Annotated in this window: 16 protein-coding genes and 1 pseudogene; 11 read left to right on the forward strand and 6 right to left on the reverse strand. The window is 71.9% G+C overall.

Going from position 1 to position 17874, the window contains the following annotated elements:
* The 3 genes and pseudogenes from ABD691_RS31040 to ABD691_RS31050 form a co-directional block, all read left to right on the forward strand.
* Positions 1-884, forward strand: a pseudogene (locus ABD691_RS31040) (hypothetical protein); the annotation flags it as partial.
* Between the two features lie 49 nt (positions 885-933).
* Entirely contained in the window at positions 934-1788 is an 855-nt protein-coding gene (locus ABD691_RS31045) for a sugar phosphate isomerase/epimerase family protein (protein WP_344685832.1), read from the forward strand.
* Positions 1789-1899: 111 nt separating this feature from the next.
* The gene (locus ABD691_RS31050) at positions 1900-2691 is read left to right on the forward strand and encodes a thioesterase family protein (RefSeq protein WP_344685834.1); all 792 of its coding nucleotides are present in this window, start codon (positions 1900-1902) and stop codon (positions 2689-2691) included.
* 246 nt (positions 2692-2937) lie between these two features.
* Here ABD691_RS31050 and ABD691_RS31055 read toward each other — a convergent pair whose 3' ends face one another.
* Positions 2938-4557: a long-chain fatty acid--CoA ligase gene (locus ABD691_RS31055; protein WP_344685925.1), complete on the reverse strand. Its 1620-nt coding sequence runs from the start codon at positions 4555-4557 to the stop codon at positions 2938-2940.
* 130 nt (positions 4558-4687) lie between these two features.
* On the opposite strand from ABD691_RS31055, the gene proC reads away from it, so the two are divergent.
* From proC to ABD691_RS31085, 6 genes are all read left to right on the forward strand, one after another.
* Entirely contained in the window at positions 4688-5500 is an 813-nt protein-coding gene (proC, locus tag ABD691_RS31060) for a pyrroline-5-carboxylate reductase (RefSeq protein WP_344685836.1), read from the forward strand.
* 159 nt (positions 5501-5659) lie between these two features.
* Positions 5660-5884, forward strand: coding sequence for a helix-turn-helix domain-containing protein (locus ABD691_RS31065; RefSeq protein ID WP_344685837.1), 225 nt, complete (start codon positions 5660-5662; stop codon positions 5882-5884).
* A gap of 212 nt (positions 5885-6096) precedes the next feature.
* Positions 6097-6198, forward strand: a complete 102-nt coding sequence (locus ABD691_RS31070; RefSeq protein ID WP_003402602.1) for a 30S ribosomal protein bS22 — start codon at positions 6097-6099, stop codon at positions 6196-6198.
* A gap of 294 nt (positions 6199-6492) precedes the next feature.
* Positions 6493-7527, forward strand: a complete 1035-nt coding sequence (locus tag ABD691_RS31075) for an NAD-dependent epimerase/dehydratase family protein (protein WP_344685927.1) — start codon at positions 6493-6495, stop codon at positions 7525-7527.
* Between the two features lie 25 nt (positions 7528-7552).
* Positions 7553-8521, forward strand: a complete 969-nt coding sequence (locus ABD691_RS31080; protein ID WP_344685842.1) for a lysophospholipid acyltransferase family protein — start codon at positions 7553-7555, stop codon at positions 8519-8521.
* Positions 8522-8621: 100 nt separating this feature from the next.
* Complete coding sequence (locus ABD691_RS31085) at positions 8622-11105, forward strand: ATP-dependent Clp protease ATP-binding subunit (protein WP_425565200.1); 2484 nt, start codon at positions 8622-8624, stop codon at positions 11103-11105.
* Positions 11106-11111: 6 nt separating this feature from the next.
* On the opposite strand, the gene ABD691_RS31090 is transcribed toward ABD691_RS31085, so the two are convergent.
* The 3 genes from ABD691_RS31090 to ABD691_RS31100 all read right to left on the reverse strand — a co-directional run bounded on the left by ABD691_RS31090 (position 11112) and on the right by ABD691_RS31100 (position 13569).
* The gene (locus ABD691_RS31090; protein ID WP_344685844.1) at positions 11112-12272 is read right to left on the reverse strand and encodes an ABC transporter substrate-binding protein; all 1161 of its coding nucleotides are present in this window, start codon (positions 12270-12272) and stop codon (positions 11112-11114) included.
* A 208-nt stretch (positions 12273-12480) separates the two neighbouring features.
* Positions 12481-12918, reverse strand: coding sequence for a VOC family protein (locus ABD691_RS31095; RefSeq protein WP_344685846.1), 438 nt, complete (start codon positions 12916-12918; stop codon positions 12481-12483).
* Between the two features lie 51 nt (positions 12919-12969).
* Positions 12970-13569 carry a hypothetical protein gene (locus tag ABD691_RS31100; protein ID WP_344685848.1) on the reverse strand — a complete coding sequence of 200 codons (600 nt, stop codon included), beginning with the start codon at positions 13567-13569 and terminating at the stop codon, positions 12970-12972.
* Positions 13570-13735: 166 nt separating this feature from the next.
* On the opposite strand from ABD691_RS31100, the gene ABD691_RS31105 reads away from it, so the two are divergent.
* A complete protein-coding gene (locus tag ABD691_RS31105; RefSeq protein ID WP_344685850.1) occupies positions 13736-14251 on the forward strand; it encodes an HdeD family acid-resistance protein in 516 nt (171 codons plus the stop codon).
* Here ABD691_RS31105 and ABD691_RS31110 read toward each other — a convergent pair whose 3' ends face one another.
* A complete protein-coding gene (locus ABD691_RS31110; RefSeq protein ID WP_344685852.1) occupies positions 14252-15127 on the reverse strand; it encodes an HAD family hydrolase in 876 nt (291 codons plus the stop codon).
* Positions 15128-15354: 227 nt separating this feature from the next.
* Positions 15355-16014, reverse strand: coding sequence for a sigma-70 family RNA polymerase sigma factor (locus ABD691_RS31115; protein WP_344685854.1), 660 nt, complete (start codon positions 16012-16014; stop codon positions 15355-15357).
* Positions 16015-16294: 280 nt separating this feature from the next.
* Between ABD691_RS31115 and ABD691_RS31120 the strand changes: the two genes are divergently transcribed.
* Positions 16295-17818, forward strand: a complete 1524-nt coding sequence (locus ABD691_RS31120) for an AMP-binding protein (RefSeq protein ID WP_344685856.1) — start codon at positions 16295-16297, stop codon at positions 17816-17818.
* Positions 17819-17874 lie beyond the last annotated feature (56 nt).

A 17874-nucleotide genomic window follows, 5' to 3' on the forward strand; every position in this document is an offset into this window, starting at 1 on the left:
AGCCCCCGCGCCCGCCGCGCAAGAGCGGCGGCAGCTTCTGGGCGCAGCGCCTGGGGTCCGCGGGCAAGCCCGCGCCACCGGAGCCGCCGGCTCCGGAACCGGTCGCCGACGCCGAGGCGACGATCCAGCAGCCCGCGCTGCCGCGCCGGCCTTCGCCGCACCCGCGGCCCCAGCCCGCTCCGCCGCAGCCGGTGGAGGGCGCGACCGAGCAGCTGCCGCGCGTGGAGGCGGAGGCCAAGTCCGCCGAAGCCGCCAATTACGGCGAAGCGGCCAATTACGGCGAAGCCGGGGGCACGGCGATGATGCCGTACCCGCCGCCGCCCGCCGCGGAGCCGGAGGGCACCGCGATGATGGCCTACCCGCCGAAGGCCGCCGAGCCGGAAGGCACGGCGATGATGGCCTACCCCGGGGCCGACGAGGACGGCACCGAGATGCTCGCCTACCCGCAGCAGGCGGAGAAACCGCAGGACGACCCGTACGACTTCGACGCCTACGACGACGATCCGGACGAGGACTTCGGCCGCACCGGCGAGTCCGCGGACGACGACTACGACTCGGAGGCGCCCGCCGGTCTGGACGCCGACGACTACCTGTCCGACGACGACGAGGAAGAGGAGCGCTCGCCGGGCCGGGAGTGGGGCACGCTGCTGCTGCAGAGCGGTGTCGGCGTGGTCAGCGGTGTCGGCGTGTGGTTCGGCTTCCACTGGCTGTGGGTGCAGTTCTCGCTCGCCGCGCTGGGCGCCGCGCTGGTGGTCACCGCGTGCCTTGTGTTCGTCGCCCGGAAGTTCTTGCGCGGCGACGATCTGAACACCATCCTGCTGGCTGTCGTGGTCGGTCTGGCGTGCACGGTGTCCCCGGCGGCGTTGGTGCTGCTGTCACACTGATCCGGCTTCGGTACCCACACCGCGAACCTTCGGGCATGCTGGGCAGGACATGACATCGGAACGAGTTCCCGAGCACATCGAGGAAGCGCACATCCCCGTGGGGCTCTCCAGCGCGTCCGTGTGGCCGCAGCCCGCGCGTGCCGCCTTCGAGATGGCCTCCGACCTGGGTTTCGACGGTGTCGAGGTCATGGTGTGGGCGGACGCGGTGAGCCAGGACGTGGCCGCGCTGCGCCGATTGTCCGACCGCCACGGGGTGCCGGTCCTGGCGGTGCACGCGCCGTGCCTGCTGATCACGCAGCGGGTGTGGTCGCCGGAGCCGGAGGAGCGGTTGCGGCGCTCGGTGGTGGCCGCGAGCGATCTCGGGGCGTCGACGGTCGTCGTGCACCCGCCGTTCCGCTGGCAGCGCCGCTACGCCGAGGGTTTCGGCGAGCTGGTCGGGGAACTCGAGGAAGCCAGCGGCATCCGGATCGCGGTGGAGAACATGTTCCCGGTGCGACCGCCGAACTCCTGGAACCGGCTCCGCGGCGGGAAGTCCTCGGGCCTTTCGGCGTTCAAGCCCTCGCCGGACCCCACCGACGTCGGGTACCGCAACTACACGCTCGACCTCTCGCACGCCGCCGCCGCGCACGTGGACGCGATCGACCTGCTCAAGCGGATGGGCGGCGGGCTGGCCCACGTCCACCTCGCCGACGGCACCGGGGCGCCGCGCGACGAGCACCTCATCCCCGGGCAGGGCAACCAGCCCTGCGCGGAGGTGTGCGAGGCGCTGGCCGCCGACGGGTTCGACGGCTCGGTCGTGCTGGAGATCAACACCCGCAAGGCCCGCAACGCGCGGCAGCGCGCGGCCCTGCTCGCCGAGGCCCTGCTGTTCGCCAGGCTGCACCTGGAACCGCTGCGTTCGTGATCCCGGCGACCCCGCGAAGTGATCAAGAAGCGGCCTAGTCCGTAGAATCGTGACCATGATTCGATTCCGCGCTGTTCCCGCCGGTGCGGGCGGCTGCCCGGTGGGGCCGGCGTGAACGACCTGCCCGACGTGTTCGCCACGGCCACCGCAGTGCGCCCCCTCGGCGACGGCAGCTTCGTCGCCGACCTGCACCCGGACTGGGCGGTCGGGGACCGCCCGCACGGCGGGTACCTGCTGGCGATGATGACCAGGGCCGCCACCGAGGGCGACTCGCTGGCGCCGCTGTCGGTCAGCGCGCAGTACCTGCGCCCGCCGCAGACCGGCCCGGTGCTGATCCGCACCCAGACGCTCAAGACCGGCCGCACCGTGACGGTCGTCCGCGCGACGCTGGAGCAGCGCGGGCAGGTCTGCGTGGACGCGACGCTGGGCCTGGGCGAGATCCCCGCCGACGAGCCCGCCTGGTCGGACGTGCCCGAGATGCCGGTCAACCCGCCGCCGGAGGCGCTGGACCTGAGCACCTCGGACGCCGCGAAGTTCTTCCACCTGGCCAAGACCTGCGACGTGCGGCTGGACCGGGAGGGCGCCGGGTTCCTCGACGGCGACATCGACAGCCCGCCCCGGCTGCGGCTGTGGGCCAAGCCGCGCGGCGCGCAGCCGGACCTGCTGTTCGGCCTGGTGGCCGGGGACCTGACGATGCCGGTGACGTTCAACCTGGGCCGGTTCGGCTGGTCGCCGACGGTGCAGCTGACCGCGCTGATGCGGGCCCGTCCGGCCAACGGCTGGCTGCGGTTGTTCGTCGAGGCCAAGGCCGTGCACGGCCGCTGGTTCGACGAGGACACGACGGTGGTGGATTCGACGGGCAGGATTGTCTGTCAAGCCCGCCAACTCGCCATCAGCGGGTGAGGGAAGTGTGAAGAAACCGGTTTGCGTGGCGGGTCAGGTAGCGGAACCTCAGGCGTCCGCTGGCTGCGGGATCTTTTTCCGACGTATGCCAATACGACGGAAAAAGCTGTCCTCGCCAGCGAACGCCTGAGAACCCGCGGCGGTGCCGGTTGCGTGCTTGGGCTAAGCGGCTTCGCCGCTTGAGGACGATGGCTGGGTTGGGGTGGCGGTTCCGCGCGTGGGGCGCGGAACCGGCTGCCGGGTGGGTCAGCTGAAGGTGGTTACGTTCAGGTGGCCTTCGGAGTGCTGTTGGCGGAGGCGCTTCTTGTCGAACTTGCCGACGCTGGTCTTGGGGGTTTCGGCGACGAAGGTCCAGTGCTCGGGCAGCTGCCACTTGGCGACGCGCTCGGCCAGGAAGTCGCGGAGCTCGTCGGCGGTGGCCTGGTGGCCCTCGCGGAGCACGACCGCGACCAGCGGCCGCTCGTCCCACTTCTCGTCCGGGACGCCGATGACCACCGCCTCGGCCACCGCCGGGTGCGCCATCACGTGGTTCTCCAGGTCCACCGAGGAGATCCACTCGCCGCCGGACTTGATCACGTCCTTGGCCCGGTCGGTCAGCCGCAGGAAGCCCTCCGGGGAGATGTGCCCGACGTCGCCGGTGCGCAGCCAGCCGTCGTGGAACTTCTCCGGGTCGTCGTCGCGGTAGTAGGACGCGGCGATCCACGGACCGCGGACCTCCAGCTCGCCGACGCTCTCGCCGTCCCACGGCAGCACCGCTTCGCCGTCACCGATCAGCCGCCCCTCCACGCCGGCGGGCAGCCTGCCCTGGCTGGCGCGGTAGGCCCACAGCTGTTCACCGGTCGCGCCCGCGGGCGGGCGGGCGACGGTGCCCAGCGGCGAGGTTTCGGTCATGCCCCAGGCGTGCAGGATCGGGATGCCGTAGCGCTCCTGGAAGGTCCGCATCAGCGCGGGCGGGCAGGCCGAACCGCCGACGACGACCTCCTGGAGCGAGGAGATGTCCTGCGGAGCGGCGTCCAGGTGCTGGAGCACGCCCTGCCAGATCGTGGGCACCGCGGCGGCGAAGGTGGGCCGCTCGGTGGCGATCATGTTCACCAGCGGCTCCGGCTGGAGGAACCGGTCCGGCATGACCAGCGACGCGCCGACCATGAACGCCGCGTACGGCAGCCCCCACGACATCGCGTGGAACATCGGGACCACCGCGAGCGCCGTGTCCGCCTGCGACAACCGCATGCCGTCGGTCATGCACACCTGCATCGAGTGCAGGTAGATCGAGCGGTGCGAGTAGACGACGCCCTTGGGGTTGCCGGTGGTGCCGGACGTGTAGCACATCGCGGCGGCGCTGCGCTCGTCCACGGAGGGCCACGGGAACTCCTCCGGCTGCCCGGCCAGCAGGTCCTCGTAGGCGTGCACCTCGACGCCCGTGGGCGGCTCCAGCGTCCCCTCGCCCACGACGATCACGTGCCGCACGGTCCGCAGCTGCGGCAGGATCTTGCCGAACAGCGGCAGCAGCGTCGCGTCGACGACGACCACCCGGTCCTCGGCGTGGTCGGCGATGTAGACGATCTGCTCGGGGAACAGCCGGATGTTCAGCGTGTGCAGCACCGCCCCCATCGCGGGCACCGCGAAGTACGCCTCCAGGTGTTCGGCGTTGTTCCACATGAAGGTGGCCACGCGCTGGTCGCCGGTCACGCCGAGACCGCGCAGCGCGTGCGCGAGCTGGGCCACCCGCCGCCCGGTGCGCGCGTAGTCCTCACGGCGCACCCCGTCGCCGGTCCAGGTCCGGACCTCGGCGGTCCCGTGCGGGCCGCTGCCCTGCGCGAGGATCCGGGAGATCGACAACGCGCCGTCCTGCATGGTGCTCAACATCGAGATCATCAGCTCCTTCGAACCGGTGCGTGGCGGGGCGGTTCTGTGGTCGCAGCCACACTAACGACCGAGGTGGGCGGCCGGGAGGGGGAGACGGATGCACCGTCCGTGTTCTGGCAGGCTGCTCGGCATGACGACCATCGCGGTACTCGGAGCGGGCAAGATCGGCGAGTCCCTGATCTCGGGGCTGCTGCACGCCGGGAGGTCCCCGCAGGACCTGCTGTTCACCGAGCGGTATCCGGAGCGGGCGCGGGAGCTGACCGAGCGCTACGGCGTCGTGCACGTCGACGTCGCGGACGCGGTGCGCCGGGCGGACGTCATCGTCATAGCGGTCAAGCCGCAGGACATCGAGCCGCTGCTGGACGCGATGGCGGCCGACCTGCCCGCGAGCAAGCTGGTCGTGTCCCTGTGCGCGGGCCTGCCGACCGAGTTGTTCGAGCGGCGCCTGCCCGCGGGCACGCCGGTCGTCCGGGTCATGCCGAACACGCCGATGCTGGTCGGCGAGGCGATGAGCGCGGTCTCCGGCGGCGCGCACGCCGACGACGAGCACCTGCGGCTGGTCGAGGAGCTGCTGGGCAGCGTCGGCAAGGTCGTGCGGGTGCCGGAGACCCAGCAGGACGCGGTGACGGCCCTGTCGGGCTCGGGCCCGGCGTACTTCTTCTACCTGGTCGAAGCCATGATCGACGCCGGGATCCTGCTGGGCATCCCGCGCGCGGTGGCCGCCGACCTGATCGTGCAGTCGGCGGTCGGCGCGGCGGCGATGCTGCGCTCCGACGAAGGCCACCCGGTGATGCTGCGGGAGGCGGTCACGTCCCCGGCGGGCACGACTATCGCGGGCATCCGCGAACTGGAGAAGCACGGCGTCCGCGCGGCCCTGATCGACGCCATCGAAGCCGCCCGCGACCGCTCCGTGGAACTGGGCCAGGCCCACAAAGCAGACTGACCAGGCGACCACCCGCGCAAACCAGCCCCAAACCCCAAAGGCCAAAAACGATCCGTCGCAGGTTGCTCATCAGTCCCGTTACTCTCGACAGAGCACGTGCGTGAGGTTCCGTCGGAGGGGAAGCCGACGGCGCGACGCGTGCGGAGGACGGGGTGAACCATGTCTGCGAACTCCGAACCCAGCCAGCAGGCGCCGCCCTCGGTCGGTCAGGTGCAGTTCCTCACCGTGGCCGAGGTCGCCAAGCTGATGCGAGTCTCGAAGATGACCGTCTACCGGCTGGTGCACGCGGGTGAGCTGCCCGCGGCCCGCGTCGGCCGCTCGTTCCGCGTCGCGGAGAAGGACGTGCACGCGTACCTGGAGCACGCCTACTACAACGCGGGATGAGGTGGTCACGTGCTCGACGGACCCCGCGTCGTCAGGCCGGGGTTCCGGGCCGGGTAAGCTGTCAAGCCGGTCGTGCCTGGTACCAGTGCTGCCAGAGACCAGTGCTCCGAGAGACCGGTGCTTCCAGAGACCGGCGCTCCCGCGGAGCGGCCTCGGTGGGCCGGCGCAGGCACGTGATGACATCGATTACCGACGACAGCTAAGGATTCCGCATGGGCTCGGTCATCAAAAAGCGCCGCAAGCGCATGTCCAAGAAGAAGCACCGCAAGCTTCTCCGCCGGACCCGCGTCCAGCGTCGCAAGTTGGGCAAGTGAGCCATCGGGCCCGCCTCTCCTAGGACGGGCTCCCGCTCAGTGCCACCACCGCCGTCGGCCGCATCGGGTCGGCGGCGGTAGTTTTTCCCGCGGCGCCGCCTCGACCGGATGGCGCTGGGCAACCGAGGGTCGCGCTGGGCCGAACGGGTGGCAGGGTGAAACCTGGTGGTGGCGACCTGGACCCTGCGTCGTTACCTCGCTGCCCCATGTGGTGGAAGATTGCGGCGGTAGCATCGGCAGTCTGGCCGTATCGGAGCACTGCCGGAGTCGGCACACCACTCTGCTTGGAGGCACATCGTGCCCAACGTCGTGCTGGTGACCGGGGTCAGCCGGTTCCTCGGCGGGCAGCTCGCCGCCCGCCTGGCCGCCAACCCCGCCGTCGAACGCGTGCTGGGCGTGGACACCGTGCAGCCCGGCCGCGACCTGCTGCGCCGGATGGGCCGCACCGAGTTCGTCCGCGCCGACATCCGCAACCCGCTGATCGCGAAGGTCATCACCGCGGCCAGGGTCGACACCGTGGTGCACGCGTCGGTCAACTCGCACTCCGGGCCGGACGGCCGCGCCACGATGAAGGAAATGAACGTCATCGGCACCATGCAGCTGCTGGCGGCCTGCCAGAAGTCGCCGCTGGTGCGCCGGATGGTGGTCCGCTCGACCAGCGCGGTCTACGGGTCCAGCCCGCGCGACCCCGCGGTGTTCACCGAGGACATGGAGCCCAGGGATCTGCCGTCGTCGGGTTACTCCAAGGACGCGGTGGAGATCGAGGGCTACGTCCGCGGGTTCGGCCGCAGGCGGCCGGACGTCGACGTCACCACCCTGCGGTTCAGCAACCTGATCGGGCCGCGCATCGACGCGGTGCTCACCAGGTACTTCGAGCTGCCCGTGGTGCCCACCGTCTTCGGCTTCGACGCGCGCCTGCAGCTGCTGCACTCCGAGGACGCGCTCGCCGTCCTGGAGCGGGCGACGCTGGACGCGCCGCCCGGGGTCTACAACGTCGCGGGCGCGGGCGTGCTGATGCTGTCGCAGGCGATCCGGCGGGCCGGGCGGCTGCCGATGCCGGTGCCGCGCAGCGCGCTGTCGCCGGTGAGCCGGTTCTTCCGGAGCACCAGGCTGGTGGACTTCTCGCCGGAGCAGCTCCGGTATCTGAACTTCGGCCGCGTGCTGGACACCACGCGGCTGCGGGAGCGCTTCGGGTTCACCCCGCGCTGGACGACCCAGCAGGCGTTCGACGACTTCGTCCACGGGCGCGACCTGCGCCCGGTGATCGACCCGGAGCGCATCCGCGAGGTGGAGCGCGGTGTCGGGAACCTGATCGCGCGACTGCGTTGAGGCACGACAGCCAGAGGGAGGGGTAATGGCGGAAGCACGGGTGATCCCGCTGCACGCATCGGATCGGCGGAGGGGCACCGGTCGGCGGACCGCGCCGCCGCCGGTCGACGACGTGCCCGCCGACGTGCCCCCGCCCCAGGGCGGGCCCGGCGGGGACTGGGAGGAAGCCGTCGTCGAGGCGCTGGCGTTCGCCCGCCGCAGGCTGCTCGGCGACTACAAGGTCGACGACTTCGGCTTCGACCCCGAGCTGACCGACCAGCTGTTCGTCCCGCCGCTGCGGCCGTTCTACGAGAAGTGGTTCCGGGTCGAGGCGATCGGCCTGCACAACGTGCCCGACGACTCCGGCGCGCTGGTCGTCGCGAACCACTCCGGGACGCTGCCGTGGGACGCGATGATGACGACCGTCGCGCTGCGCGACCACCACCCGGCGGGCCGCCACCTGCGGATGCTCGGCGCGGACCTGGTGTTCCGGCTGCCGGTGGTCGGCGCGCTCGCCCGCAAGGCCGGGCACACGCTGGCGTGCAGCCCGGACGCGGAGCGGCTGCTCAGCGGCGGTGAGCTGGTCGGGGTGTGGCCGGAGGGCTTCAAGGGCATCGGCAAGCCGTTCCGCGACCGCTACAAGCTCCAGCGGTTCGGCCGCGGCGGGTTCGTCTCGGCCGCGCTGCGCACCGGCGTGCCGATCGTGCCCTGCTCGATCGTCGGTGCCGAGGAGATCTACCCGAAGCTGGCCGACATCAAGCCGCTGGCGCGGCTGCTGGGCCTGCCGTACTTCCCGGTGACCCCGTTCTTCCCGCACCTCGGCCCGATCGGGGCGATCCCGCTGCCGTCGAAGTGGTACATCGAGTTCGGCGAGCCGATCGAGACCAGCGGCCACCCGGAGGGCGCGGCCGACGACCCGATGCTGGTGTTCGGCATCGCCGACCAGGTCCGCGAGATCATCCAGCAGACCCTCTACCGCCTGCTGGCCCAGCGGCAGAACGTCTTCCTGGGCTGAGCGTCCGACACGCCCGCGATTTCGGCCGGAACCGCGGGCGCGTCGCGGGTTCGTTCTGGGTACCCCGGAGGACGAGGTGGCCAAGTCCGGGGGAGGCACGATGACCGCGTTCGGCTCGCAAGACCCGTTCACCGACCTGCTCAACCGGTTCTTCGGCATGTCGCCGACGTCGTCGCCGCCCGCGGTGCAGCGGGTGCCGATCGGGCGGCTGCTGACCGAGTCGGCGACCGAGCTCCTCCGGACCGCCTCCGACCGGGCCAAGCAGGACGGCAGCCCGGACCTGGACACCGAGCACCTGCTGTGGGCGGCGACCCGGCTCGCCCCCACCCGCGAGCTGCTGGCCAGGGCGGGCGCCGAGCCGGACCACCTCGCCGAGCGGATCGCCGAGATCCTGCCCGGCGAGAGCGGCACGCCGTCGGCGAACCCGGGCCTGACCCCCGCCGCGAAGCGGGTGCTGATCAACGCGCACGCCCGCTCCCGCGCGGCGGGCGTGTCCTACATCGGCCCGGAGCACCTCCTCGGCGCGCTGCTGGACGACCCGGACGCGGCGGCCACGAAGATGCTGCGCTCGCAGGAGATCAACACCGGCCTGCTGCGCGACCGGGTGGACCGCGCCGCCAGCGCGGAGGGGCTGCCCGCCAACACCGCGGAGAGCGACACCCCGACGCTGGACGAGTACGGCCGCGACCTCACAGCGGACGCGCACGCGGGCAGGCTGGACATCGTGGTCGGGCGGGCCGAGGAGATCGAGCAGACCGTCGAGATCCTGTCCCGCCGCACCAAGAACAACCCGGTGCTCATCGGCGAGCCGGGCGTCGGCAAGACCGCGATCGTGGAGGGCATCGCGCAGCGGATCGTGGCCGGTGACGTGCCGGAGACGCTGGAGGACAAGCGGGTCGTGATGCTGGACCTGACCGGCCTGGTCGCAGGCTCGAAGTACCGGGGCGAGTTCGAGGAGCGGCTGAAGAAGGTCATCGACGAGGTGCGCGCGGCCGAGGGCGAGGTCGTGCTGTTCGTCGACGAGCTGCACACCGTGGTCGGCGCCGGGGCGAGCGAGGGCGGGATGGACGCGGGCAACATCCTCAAACCCGCGCTGGCCAGGGGAGAACTGCACGTCATCGGGGCCACCACGATCGACGAGTACCGCAGGCACGTGGAGTCCGACGCGGCGCTGGAACGCCGGTTCCAGCCGGTCATGATCCCCGAGCCGAGCGTCGACGAGACCGTGCAGATCCTCGAAGGGCTGCGCGACTCCTACGAGGCGCACCACGGCGTGCGGTTCACCGATGAGGCGCTCGGCGCCGCCGCCGTGCTCTCCGACCGCTACCTCAGCGACCGGTTCCTGCCGGACAAGGCGATCGACCTGGTGGACCAGACCGGGGCCCGGGTGCGGCTGCGCTCGCTGCACCGCAGCACCGGCGTCCGCGAGCGCCAGGACAAGCTCGCCAAGCTGCGCCGGGAGAAGGACGAGGCGGTCTCCGGCGAGCAGTACGAGCGGGCCGCCGAGCTCAAGCACCGGATCGAGGTCGTGGAGGGCGAGCTCGCCGGGATCTCCGAGCGGCGGGAAGGCGTTTCCGACGTCACCGCGCACGACATCGCCGAGGTCCTGTCGCGGCGCACCGGCATCCCCGTCTCGCAGCTCACCCAGAGCGAGAAGGAGCGGCTGCTCAAGCTGGAGGACGCGCTGCACGAGCGGGTCGTCGGCCAGGACGAGGCGGTCACCGCCGTGTCCGAGGCGGTGCGGCGCAGCCGGGCCGGGATGGGCGATCCGGAGCGGCCGGTCGGGTCGTTCCTGTTCCTCGGGCCGACCGGGGTCGGCAAGACCGAGCTGGCCAAGGCGCTGGCCGGGCTGCTGTTCGGCGACGAGAACCGGCTGGTCCGGTTCGACATGAGCGAGTTCCAGGAGAAGCACACCGTCTCCCGGCTGGTCGGCGCGCCGCCCGGGTACGTCGGGCACGAGGAGGCCGGTCAGCTGACCGAGAAGGTGCGCCGCCAGCCCTACAGCGTGCTGCTGTTCGACGAGGTGGAGAAGGCCCACCCGGACGTCTTCAACACGCTGCTCCAGGTGCTCGACGACGGCAGGCTCACCGACTCCAAGGGCCGCACGGTCGACTTCCGCAACACCGTGGTGATCATGACCAGCAACATCGGTGCCCAGCGGATCCTGGCCCACCGCGGCTCGGTGGCCGACATCCGCGAGCAGCTGATGGACGACCTGCACGGCCGGTTCCAGCCGGAGTTCCTCAACCGCATCGACGAGATCATCATCTTCCACGGGCTCACCCAGGAGCACCTGACCGGCGTGGTCGACCTGCTGCTGGACCGCAGCCGCAGGCTGCTGCGCTCCCAGGACGTCGACCTGGAGATCACCGACGAGGCCAAGCGCTGGCTGGTCGGGACCGGCTACGCGCCGGAGTTCGGCGCTCGCCCGCTGCGCCGGACCATCCAGTCGGAGCTGGACAACCGGATCTCCCGGCTGCTGCTCAGCGGCGAGGTGCAGTCCGGCGACACCGTGCTGGCCTCGGTGGAGGACGGCGAGCTCGTCTGCGCCCTGGCCCGGCCGGAGGCCAGCCCGGGCGGCTGAGCCCGTTCAGCGCAGCGGTTCCAGCTCCGCCTCGACCGGGATCTCCGGGTGGCGCCGGTTGCTCACGACGGCGAGGTCGCGGAGGTGGCGTCCGCCCGGCTTCCACTGCCCGCCGACGAGCGGGACCGTCGCGACGTTGGGCACCGGCCCGCGGGTCCAGTCCAGCGGGCCGGCCATCGTCTCCAGCCGGGCCGAGCCGATCGCCGCGGCGACCGACTCGCGGTCGGTGGGGTCGCCGGCGGTCGACAGCGCGTGGGCCGCGACCTCGAACAGCGCGTGTGCCAGGCCCAGGGGCTGGAGCCACTGCTGCCCGGTGCGCTGCTCGTAGGCGTCGGCCAGCTCGTCCGCGCGCATCCCGTCGAAGGACGAGCGGTACGGGTGCCGGGGCGTCCAGTAGACGAGCGTCGCCACCTTCGCGTCGGCCAGCGCGCCCTGGAACGGGTACGCGAGCCAGCGCGAGCAGGTGATCAGCCTGGGGCGCAGGCCGCGCTCGGCCGCCTGCTCGTAGAAGAGGGCGAGGTCCGCGCTGGTCGCCGTGCTCGTCACGACCTCCACGTCCGCGCCGAGGAATTCGCCGATGTGCGGGGAGAAATCGGCCGCGGGCTCCCGGTATCCGCCGGGGTCGACGAGGTCGTGACCGCGGTCCTCAGCCACCGGGGCGAACCGGTCGCGGGACCAGTTCCCCTGCGGCCCGTCGTTCCACACGCAGCCGACGCGCTGACCCGGGCCGAGGGCCTCCCACATCTCGGCGAACGTCGACGCGATGTCGTCCAGGCCCCAGGCGAAGTGGTAGGTCCACCGGAAAGGACGGTCGTCGGTCGCGCCCCGGCCGTAGTAGTAGACCTGCCAGGGGAACGTGCTGGAAACGCACGGAGTCGCCATTTCCTCGCAGGTGTCGGCCACCGCGGGCAGCACGTGGGTGCCCGCGAGCGTGAGGACCACGTCGGCGTGCTCGTCGCGGATCAGTTCTTCGGTTCCTCGGCGCGCCTGCGCGGGCTCGGAGCCGCTGTCCCGGCTCACCAGGCGGACCTCGTGCGCGCGGCCGGAGTTGCTGATCCGGCGCAGGTGCGGTTCGAGCAGGTCCATCGCGAACAGCGGCGGGGCACCGAGCCTCGACAGCCGTCCGGTGCGCGCCGCGATGACGCCGATCGTGAGCTTGCGCCGCATCAGTTTCGCCTTCCCCCGTGCCGAGAACGCGCTTCTCACCTTGGCCGCCGGGACGATCTCCCGCCGGACGGCGTTTACCTGATCGGGCGACTTGGACTATCCTGTCCGCGGAGCCAGTCGGTCCGCGGACGCGACTGGAAGTGAGGGCTTGGAACCCGTTCTGCGACGGGACCAAGCCCTTCGCGCTGTCCGGGGCCGCTGTCCTGGGTCAGTCGAGGCAGAACTCGTTGCCCTCCGGGTCGGTGAGCACGATGAACCCGGCCTCCATCGGCGGCGCGGGGTCGACGCGGCGCTGCCTGCTCGCCCCCAGCGCCACCAGCCGCTCGCACTCCGCCTCCAGCGCGGCCATCCGCTCGTCGCCCTGGAGCCCGGGCGCGGCCCGGACGTCGAGGTGCAGCCGGTTCTTGACGGTCTTGGGCTCGGGCACCCGCTGGAAGAACAACCGCGGGCCGACGCCCTTCGGGTCCACCGCGGCCCACCGCTCGTTGCGCTGCTCCGGGGGCAGCGTCGCCGCGAACGCGTCCCAGGAGTCGAAGCCCGGCGGTGGTGGCGGCACCTCGTAGCCGAGCACCTGGTTCCAGAACATCCCCAGTGCTCGCGGGTCAGCGCAGTCGAAGGTCACCTGGACATCACGCACATCTGCCATGTCCGGAACCTAGCCCCGCGGTCCGACATCCGGCCCGGTCCGCTCCGGCGTTCAGCCCAGTTCCAGCACCGCCACGCGCTGGCCGGAGTTGATGACGTCCCAAGGGCCGGTCTGGCCGTGCACGGTGGCGGTCATGTAGCTGCTCACCAGCGCGTCGGCCAGCCACAGCCGTTCGTCCTCGCGCTTGGGCACATGGTCGACCAGCATCTGCGAGCTGATGACGTGCTGCTGCCGAAGCCAGCCAACCGTCCTGCGGTCATGGGTGTCGCCGTGGAAGCGCGATTCGATGATCACGTGGCTGGCCGCCTCGCGGTGCTGCAACTCGGGCAGCATCACGCCCAGGATCTTCTTGCGCGCGTGTTCCTGCTGCTTGTTCGTGGTCGTGCTGCTCACCACCAGCACGCCCTCGATCTCGCACTCGGCGATCAGGTGGGCGAGTTCGAGCCTGCGTGCCAGTGACCGGTCGGCGTTCCAGTGCAGGTGGTCCTGGCCGGGCAGCAGGGCCGATCGGAGCCGTTCCTTGAGCTCAGCGTGCTGCCCCTCGGTGGAGAGCACGGCCGCGATGGCGTAGATCCGCTGCCGGTTGTGGACCGATGACGACTCGTCCAGGTGAGCGAAGCGCCAGTCGCTCGGTGGCGGGAACCGCTCCACGGGCTTCCTCCGTCGGCGTCGCGGGCTCGGGTGGATCACTCCATCACACGAAAGATCTTCGCTGATACGGCCGACATCGGGGGCACGAGTGGCAGGAACCACCGGACCGCGCTGAGCATGGGACATGACTTCTCACATCCGGAGCCCGGGCTCCCCTCTCGCGCGGATGGCCTGGCAAGCGACCCTCGCGGTCGGCGTCAGCTCGCTCGTCCTCGGCGTGCTCGCACTGGTCTGGCCGAAGGCGACGCTCATCGTCGTCGGCGTCCTGTTCGGGATCTACCTGCTGGTCAGCGGCATCCTGCAGATCGTGGCCGCGTTCGGCGCGCACGTCTCGACCGGGCTGCGGGTGCTGGCCTTCGTCAGCGGCGCCCTGTCGATCCTGCTGGGGCTGCTGTGCTTCCGCGGCGAGCTGCAGTCGATCGTGCTGCTCGGCCTGTGGATCGGGATCGGCTGGCTGTTCCGCGGCGTCACCCAGACCACGGCCGCCATGTCCGACCGGGACATGCCCGCCCGCGGCTGGCAGGTCTTCCTCGGGATCGTCACGGCGCTGGCCGGGATCGTGCTGATCGTCTCGCCGATCGCCTCGGTGGGGCTGCTGGTGGTCTTCGGCGGGGTCTGGCTGTTCGTGCTCGGCGTCGTGGAGATCGTCACCGCGATCCAGGTCCGCAGGCGGCTCGCGTGATCAGGAGCGGTCGCGGCGGCGGTAGGCCAGCCCGGCGGCGATGGCGCCCGCGATCGCGCTGGCGCCCATGATCGAGTTCAGCCCGATCTTGGCGGCCTTGCGCCCGGTGCGGAAGTCCCGGATCTCCCAGCCCCGGGTGCGCGCGATGTCGCGCAGCCCCTGGTCCGGGTTGACCGCGACCGCGGTGCCGACCGCCGAGAGCATCGGCACGTCGTTGGAGGAGTCCGAGTACGCCGTGCAGCGCCGCAGGTCCAGGCCCTCGCTGGCGGCGAGCGCGCGCACCGCGTGCGCCTTGGCCCGGCCGTGCAGCATCTCGCCGACCAGCCGCCCGGTGAACACGCCGTGCTCGCTCTCGGCGACCGTGCCCAGCGCGCCGGTCAGGCCGAGCCTGCGGGCGATGATCTGCGCCAGCTGGACCGGGGTCGCGGTGACCAGCCAGACCCGCTGCCCGGCGTCGAGGTGCATCTGCGCCAGCGCCCGGGTGCCCGCCCAGATCCGGTCGGCCATCAGCTCGTCGTAGATCTCCTCGCTGAGCTCGACCAGCTCCTGCACCGGCCGGCCGGCCACGAACGACAGCGCCTGCTCCCGGCTGGCCTGGACGTCCTGCGGGTTCTCCCGGCCGCCTACCCGGAACTTCAGCTGCTGCCAGGCGAACCCGGCCAGGTCCGAGGCGGTGAGGAACTTGCGGGCGGCCATCCCGCGGGCGAAGTGGAACAGCGACGCGCCCATCATCATCGTGTTGTCGACGTCGAAGAACGCGGCGGCGGTCAGGTCCGGAGGCGCCGACAGCGACCCGTCGCTGCCCCCGGCCGCGGCGACCGCAGCCTCCGCCGAGGCGCGGCCCGCGAGCTTGGCGCTGTCGACGGGATCGGGCACGCGAAGACCCTGCTCGCCGTCGTGGCTCGCGCCATCGGCTGAGCCCTGACGTGTCGGCACCGCCGCGCCTCCCGGGGTCCTCCGGTGTGTCCGTGTCGTCCTGGAACTTCCAGGGCTGGGATTCGGGGCAGGTCCCGAATCGGCAGGGTCCTAGCTTAAAGCCTGTGGTCGAGCGGTTCGCCGAGGCCGCACGAGTCCGCTCGACCGGAACCGGGAGGTCCGCGGCGCTAGCGGACGTCGTCGGGCAGCAGCTGGGCGAGCCTGCGGATCGCGCGGTGCTGGAGCGCCTTGATCGCGCCTTCGTTCCGGTCCATCCGGGCCGCGGTCTCGGTCACCGACAACCCCTGGAAGAACCGGAGCCGGATGCACTCGCGCTGGTCCTGGTTCAGCTCGCGGACGCAGCGCAGCAGCTCGCGGTGGGTGACCGCGGTGAGCACGTGGTGCTCCGGCCCGGACTGCTGCGGGCGGGCCGACATCGTGCTGTCGGCCAGGTCCGGGGTCGGCACCTCCAGCCGGTTCCGGCTCGACTTGATGTGGTCGAGGATCAGGTTCTTGGCGATCGTGATGAACCAGGCCGCCACGTCCCGGCCCTGGTAGCTGACGGTGGCGATCCGGCGCAGCGCGCGCAGGAACGTCTCGCTGGTGATGTCCTCCGCCAGGCAGTGGTCGCTGACCCGGAACAGCACGTAGCGGTAGACGACCTGGGAGTACTCGTCGTAGAGGCGGCCGAAGGCGTCGCTGTCGCCGTGCTGCGCGGCGTCGACGTAGGCCCACGACTCGTTCGGGGTTTCGGGCGCGGTGACCGCGCGGCGCGGTGGGCGGACCGGGGTGGCGTGCCGGGCCGCAACGTGCTTGACCGGGGGTTCGAGCGTGTTCGTGCTGCTCATGTCTCGACCGACCTCCTGCCGTGGGGGCGTTTCGGTCCGGTCTCGGTGCGGGCACCGAGAGGCGTCTCCGGTGGCGGCCTTGCTGGCCTTGCCGACGTCAGTTGTGGGGGCGTTGGAGGAGCAGCATACGTGTTGCTACTCATAAGTAGGTAGTGCGCGGAGCGGATCGGTTCGGCACCGAGGGCCATCGGGTGCGCCGGATCCGGCCGGATCGCTGGGTGATTTCGGACACTCGTGGAAGACTGCGGCCGACAGCACGGCTGGATGCGAGGAGGTCGTCATGTCGGCGAAGACGTCCCCGGCCGCGAGCGGTGACGCCGCAGGCGGGTCCAGGGCCGAGGCGGGCAACGTCGCCGACCTCGTGCGGTCGGCCGCCCAGCGCGGCGCGCAGCACCCCGCGCTCGTCGACGGTCCCACCGCGCAACAGCTGACCTGGTCGGAGCTTGACGCGGCGGTGGACGCCGAAGCGCACAGGCTGGTCGACGCCGGGGTCGGGCCGGGCGACCGGGTGGCCGTGCACCTGCCGACCGGAGCGGCTTTCTGCGTCGCGCTGTTCGGCGCGCTGCGCGCGGGCGGCGCGGCGGTCCCGCTGCCGACCTCGTCGCCGCCCGCGGAGCTGGAGCGGATCATCGCCGACAGCGGTTCCCGGGTCCTGGTGGCCGACGGCGGGGTGCCGGTGTCCGCGGATGTGAGCGTCCTGCCCGCGCCTGAACTGACACCCAGTGCCAAACCGGATCCGGTGCTCCCGCGCACCGGCGGGAGCGAGCTGGCGATCCTGTCCTACACCTCGGGAACCTCCGGGCCGCCGCGCGCGGCGATGCTGCCGCACGGCGCGCTGCTGGCAAACGTCCGCCAGTGCGCGCGGCTGCGCCCGATGCCGGTCAACGCTGCCGACCGGGTGCTGCTCGCGCTGCCGCTGTTCCACGTCTACGGCCTCGGACCCGGCCTGCTCCAGGTCGCGGCCGTCGGAGCGACCGCGGTGCTGCTGCCGCGCTTCGACCCGGAGGAGGCGCTCGACGCGATCGCCCGGCTGCGGGTCACGACCGTGGTCGGCGTGCCGCCGATGTACAGCGCCTGGCTGCGGCTGCCGCCCGCGCGGCTGCGCGAGGGCATGGCCACCGTCCGGCTGCTCACGTCCGGTGCGGCCCCGCTGGGCGGCGAGGTGTCGGCCGCGGTGCGCGCGGCGACCGGCCTGGACGTGTTCGAGGGCTACGGCCTGACCGAGACCGGCCCGGTGCTGACCACCACGCTCGCCGGCGGTGTCGCCAAGCCCGGCTCGGTCGGCAGGCCGCTGCCCGGCGTCGAGCTCCGGCTGGTCGACTCGGACGGCACGCCGCTGGCCGACGAGGACGAGGGCGACACCGGCCGGGTCGCGGTGCGCGGCCCGAACCTGTTCAGCGGCTACTGGCCCGACGGCGACCACGGCCCGGACGCCGACGGCTGGTTCCGCACCGGCGACGTCGGCTACCTCGACGCGGACGGCGACCTGCACCTGGTCGACCGCGCGACCGACCTGATCATCGTCAACGGCTTCAACGTCTACCCGCACGAGGTCGAGCGCGCCCTGCTGGAACTCGACGGCGTCGCCGAGGCCGCCGTGGTCGGCATCCCGGACGAGACCACCGGCGAGGCGGTCAAGGCGGTGCTGGTCGCCGAGCCGGGCACCGGCCCGACCGCGGACGCCGTCCGCGCGCACTGCGCGGGCAGGCTGGCCCGGTTCAAGATCCCGACGGTCGTGGAGTTCGCCGACTCGCTCCCGCACTCGCCCACCGGCAAGCTCGCCCGCCGCTCCCTCCGCTCGTGAACACGCGCGGCGTTTAATGGACCCATCCGGCCGCCGGAGCCGGGAAACCGTGGAGG

The organism is Saccharopolyspora taberi (assembly GCF_039534165.1).
Classification (GTDB): domain Bacteria; phylum Actinomycetota; class Actinomycetes; order Mycobacteriales; family Pseudonocardiaceae; genus Saccharopolyspora_D; species Saccharopolyspora_D taberi.

What these genes read in the sequence shown, in the direction of transcription:
- ABD691_RS31045 (WP_344685832.1), top strand. Translation starts at nt 934, where the DNA reads ATGACATCGGAACGAGTTCCCGAGCACATCGAGGAAGCGCACATCCCC.
- ABD691_RS31055 (WP_344685925.1), bottom strand. Translation starts at nt 4,557, where the DNA reads ATGTTGAGCACCATGCAGGACGGCGCGTTGTCGATCTCCCGGATCCTC.
- proC (WP_344685836.1), top strand. Translation starts at nt 4,688, where the DNA reads ATGACGACCATCGCGGTACTCGGAGCGGGCAAGATCGGCGAGTCCCTG.
- ABD691_RS31065 (WP_344685837.1), top strand. Translation starts at nt 5,660, where the DNA reads ATGTCTGCGAACTCCGAACCCAGCCAGCAGGCGCCGCCCTCGGTCGGT.
- ABD691_RS31070 (WP_003402602.1), top strand. Translation starts at nt 6,097, where the DNA reads ATGGGCTCGGTCATCAAAAAGCGCCGCAAGCGCATGTCCAAGAAGAAG.
- ABD691_RS31080 (WP_344685842.1), top strand. Translation starts at nt 7,553, where the DNA reads ATGGCGGAAGCACGGGTGATCCCGCTGCACGCATCGGATCGGCGGAGG.
- ABD691_RS31085 (WP_425565200.1), top strand. Translation starts at nt 8,622, where the DNA reads ATGACCGCGTTCGGCTCGCAAGACCCGTTCACCGACCTGCTCAACCGG.
- ABD691_RS31090 (WP_344685844.1), bottom strand. Translation starts at nt 12,272, where the DNA reads ATGCGGCGCAAGCTCACGATCGGCGTCATCGCGGCGCGCACCGGACGG.
- ABD691_RS31095 (WP_344685846.1), bottom strand. Translation starts at nt 12,918, where the DNA reads ATGGCAGATGTGCGTGATGTCCAGGTGACCTTCGACTGCGCTGACCCG.
- ABD691_RS31105 (WP_344685850.1), top strand. Translation starts at nt 13,736, where the DNA reads ATGGCCTGGCAAGCGACCCTCGCGGTCGGCGTCAGCTCGCTCGTCCTC.
- ABD691_RS31115 (WP_344685854.1), bottom strand. Translation starts at nt 16,014, where the DNA reads ATGAGCAGCACGAACACGCTCGAACCCCCGGTCAAGCACGTTGCGGCC.
- ABD691_RS31120 (WP_344685856.1), top strand. Translation starts at nt 16,295, where the DNA reads ATGTCGGCGAAGACGTCCCCGGCCGCGAGCGGTGACGCCGCAGGCGGG.